This window comes from uncultured Porphyromonas sp. (assembly GCF_915070105.1).
Taxonomy (GTDB): Bacteria; Bacteroidota; Bacteroidia; order Bacteroidales; family Porphyromonadaceae; genus Porphyromonas.
Genome location: NZ_CAJZFJ010000109.1, coordinates 1 through 3,348 on the forward strand (window position 1 = coordinate 1; position 3,348 = coordinate 3,348).

General features: G+C 51.7%; 2 protein-coding genes and 1 pseudogene. 2 read left to right on the top strand and 1 reads right to left on the bottom strand.

Annotation, left to right across the window (positions count from 1 at the left end; genetic code table 11):
• Nucleotides 1–358 precede the first annotated feature (358 nt).
• Both QZ554_RS08230 and QZ554_RS08235 read left to right on the top strand, forming a co-directional pair.
• Nucleotides 359–1,495 (top strand): OmpA family protein, encoded by a 1,137-nt coding sequence (locus tag QZ554_RS08230; protein ID WP_297195722.1) that lies wholly within the window; start codon nucleotides 359–361, stop codon nucleotides 1,493–1,495.
• Between the two features lie 26 nt (nucleotides 1,496–1,521).
• The gene (locus tag QZ554_RS08235) at nucleotides 1,522–2,685 is read left to right on the top strand and encodes an OmpA family protein (RefSeq protein ID WP_297195723.1); all 1,164 of its coding nucleotides are present in this window, start codon (nucleotides 1,522–1,524) and stop codon (nucleotides 2,683–2,685) included.
• 302 nt (nucleotides 2,686–2,987) lie between these two features.
• Here the strand turns inward: QZ554_RS08235 and QZ554_RS08240 are convergent.
• A pseudogene (locus tag QZ554_RS08240) lies at nucleotides 2,988–3,348 on the bottom strand (hypothetical protein); the annotation flags it as partial.

Consider the following 3,348-nt stretch of genomic DNA (forward strand, 5'->3'; position numbering starts at 1 on the left):
TGTATACTCATCCCTCCTAGGTAGGAGGTATTCGCTTGGCATATCTAGACTAGGATCTAGAGACTTCTATCTTCGGCGTATGCTCCTTGACGACTTTGTCCTCACACTATAGTGATTTCATCCGTCAGCCCTGCTTTTGCTCCCATGTCCTAGTGGGCACGATAGTGTTCCTATTCATTCAGAGAGTGAGTGCTTGATGGGGTAAAATAGTTGAACTCGTGGTTAGAGAGGTCAAGGAAAAGGCTAAAAACTAAGATGGGATCAGGCGCAATGAGAGCAGGATATGTAGATAAATGGTTATCTTTGCTGGAGATTGTAAGTAAAGTGGTATAAACCCTATCTTTAGAATAAGTCAATTATGAAACTCAAGTTCACAGCGCTTGCACTAGCCGGAGCAACAATGCTTACAGCTAATGCTCAAACGGAGCAGAGCTCAACAGAGATCGCTGCTCATCGTCAAGCCTTCTCGCACGAGCCTGGAGCCAACTACTTCCTGTCGCTCGGCGGAGGCGTAGGGGCAATGTTCCTCAAGGGCAACAACACCCCTAGCCTATTCGATCGCCTCAGCTTCACCGCAGCGGTTGCGGTAGGGAAGTGGCATACTCCTTACTATGCTACTCGTCTGAAGGTCGTAGGTGGTGAGGCCCTCACTTACCAAGGCAATACTCCACAGGTGCGTAATGAGAATTACTTCCTCGGTGGTCACTATGACTTCATGTTCGATGTAGTTAACTACTTCGCCCCTTATAAGGAGAACCGTTTCTTCCACCTCATCCCTTACCTAGGTGTTGGGTACGAGTACAAGTTCCACAACAAGATCAACAAGATCAATGATGCGCATGCCCTTACCGCCAACGCAGGTCTGCAGCTTTCATTCCGTCTTGCTCGTCGTGTGAACCTCTTCCTCGAGGGTGAAGCTACCTACAATGGTCTGAACCTACGCAACTATGAGGCCTATGGCTTCAGCAATGCCTTCCGTATGTCGGCACTCGCTGGTCTTAGCTTCAACATCGGTCGCCAGGGCTTCAGCGTCGTAGAGCCCCTTGATCAGGCTTACATCGATGACCTCCAGGGTCAGATCAATGCCCTACGTGCCGAGAATGCTGAGCTCGCTAAGCGTCCTGAGCACTGCCCCGATGCAGAGGCTGTCGCTGCTCCTGTTGAGCACGTCAACGACCGCTTCGTAGCAGACAAGTCCATCCTCTTCGCACAGGGTCAGGCTACAGTATCTAAGGATCAGCTCATCACCGTCTTCGACGCTGCTGAGTTCGTCAAGAATGGCGAAGGCGAGATCATCGTCACTGGCTACACGGCTAAGAACGAGTCCCGCTTCAAGGGGCTAGCTGAGAAGCGTGCCCGTGCCGTCGCTAAGATCCTCACCGAGCAGTACGGTGTAGCCTCTGACAAGATCACGGTCGAATGGAAGGAAGCTGGCGAAGCTCCTTATAGCTCTAATCAGGGCTGGAATCGTGTCGTCATCATCCGCTCTAAGTAATCCCCGAGTCAAGACAACAAACTCAAATGAAGACGAAAACTATAACCCTTGCCCTAGCTGCCCTGACAGCTACGAGTGCAATCAACGCGCAGGAAGCTACTCAGCCTGCCCATAAGACGACCTTCGCCAAGGATAAGGCTTCGGCTCACTGGTTCCTAGAGATTGGTGATGCTGCTACGATCAGCCTCGCTGGTGTTAATCGCAACGCTGCCTTCGGTGATCGTGTAAGCTTCCTCAACCCTAACCTCGCACTAGGTCGCTGGATCAGCCCCTCCTTCGGGATGCGCCTACAGCTCCAGGGTGGATGTCTCTATGACTTCTCCCGTACCCTCGCTGTCCTGCCTGCTGGTACGACGGTAGCCTATCCTCGCAACGAGGTTTCCTACGGATGGGCTCACCTAGACTTCCTCTGGGACGTCACGAACTACTTCATGCCCTATCGTGAGAACCGTGTCTTCCACTTCATCCCCTTCCTCGGGATCGGTGGTGCTTACGTACCCGAAGTCAAGACTCCTGTCGGTACGGTAGAGCGCAAGAAGTTCAGCCCAACGGTAGACGCTGGTCTACAGCTGAAGTTCCGTCTGTCTCGCGTCGTAGACTTCAACATCGAGGGTAAGCTCACCGCTGCTGACCTCAAGCTCCCCGCTACCGCCTACGATGGCGAGCGTTCAGGAGACTTCGTTGGTCAGGTAGGTGCTTCGCTCACCTTCCACCTCGGTAAGAAGGAATTCGAGCCAATCACTCCTAATGACCCTGCTCTCATCGCTAGCCTCAACGACGAGATCAACCGCCTACGTGCTGAGAACGCTGAGCTCTCCAAGCGTCCAGAGCGTTGCCCCGATATCGTCGCTCCAGTCGTTGCTGCTCCTAAGGTCGTAGGTAACGTTATCTACTTCCGCATCAACAGCGCTACGATCGACCGCAACCAGGTCATCAATGTCTACAACATTGCTGAGTACGCTAAGAACAACACAGAGACCATCACACTCGTCGGCTATGCTGACCGTGAGACAGGGACGCCTGACTACAACATGGGTCTCTCTAAGCGTCGTGCCGAAGCTGTTGCCGACATGCTTGTCAACAAGTTCGGTATCTCTCGTGACCGCCTCAAGCTTGACTGGAAGGGTGACACCGTCCAGCCCTATGGCGAGAACGTCTGGAACCGTATTGTCCTCATGAGCGCTGAGTAAGCAACACGCTCCCTGAGAGACATCTCATAATCCTCCCGAGGCCCCGATCCTTCGCACAAAGGATCGGGGTCTCGTGTTTTTCATTACCGCCCTTATAGCAAGTCGTTATTGCTCTCTCTTGTATCATTACTTGGCCTCTACACCAATATCTGTACAGGAGCCCAGTCTCCCCTCTCCCTACTCTCTGCAGACCTGTGTCGCGACCTGCAGGTGATGGGGGGACACTAATAATGCCAAGAAAAGAAGATCGCCCCTAGTTTCACGAAACTAGGGGCGATCTGATTATATCTGTATCGGGATCTCTATAGCCCGATGATTGTATATCGCTCTGCAAGGAGACGCATCGAGATAGCTCTCTCTGGGAGGCTATTGAACCATCGATCTATGCCATATACCTCGGGGATATAGTCGTCGTCATAGAACGAAAAGGCAGACTTCGTGGACTTATCATAGATGTACCAGATGTTTGTCTTGGGGTTCTTGTACCGGTAGATCTCCTTCGAGGTGAAGTCAAAGGGGAGACATGTACGGTAGGCATCGGTAGGATATGCATAATGTTTGACCTCTCTTATCTCACAATCAAAGATAGGAGATACCATAGCATCTAGCTTCTTAATGATTTCCTTATCTTCTCGACTAAGGTCTTCTGGGCTAATCTTTGTA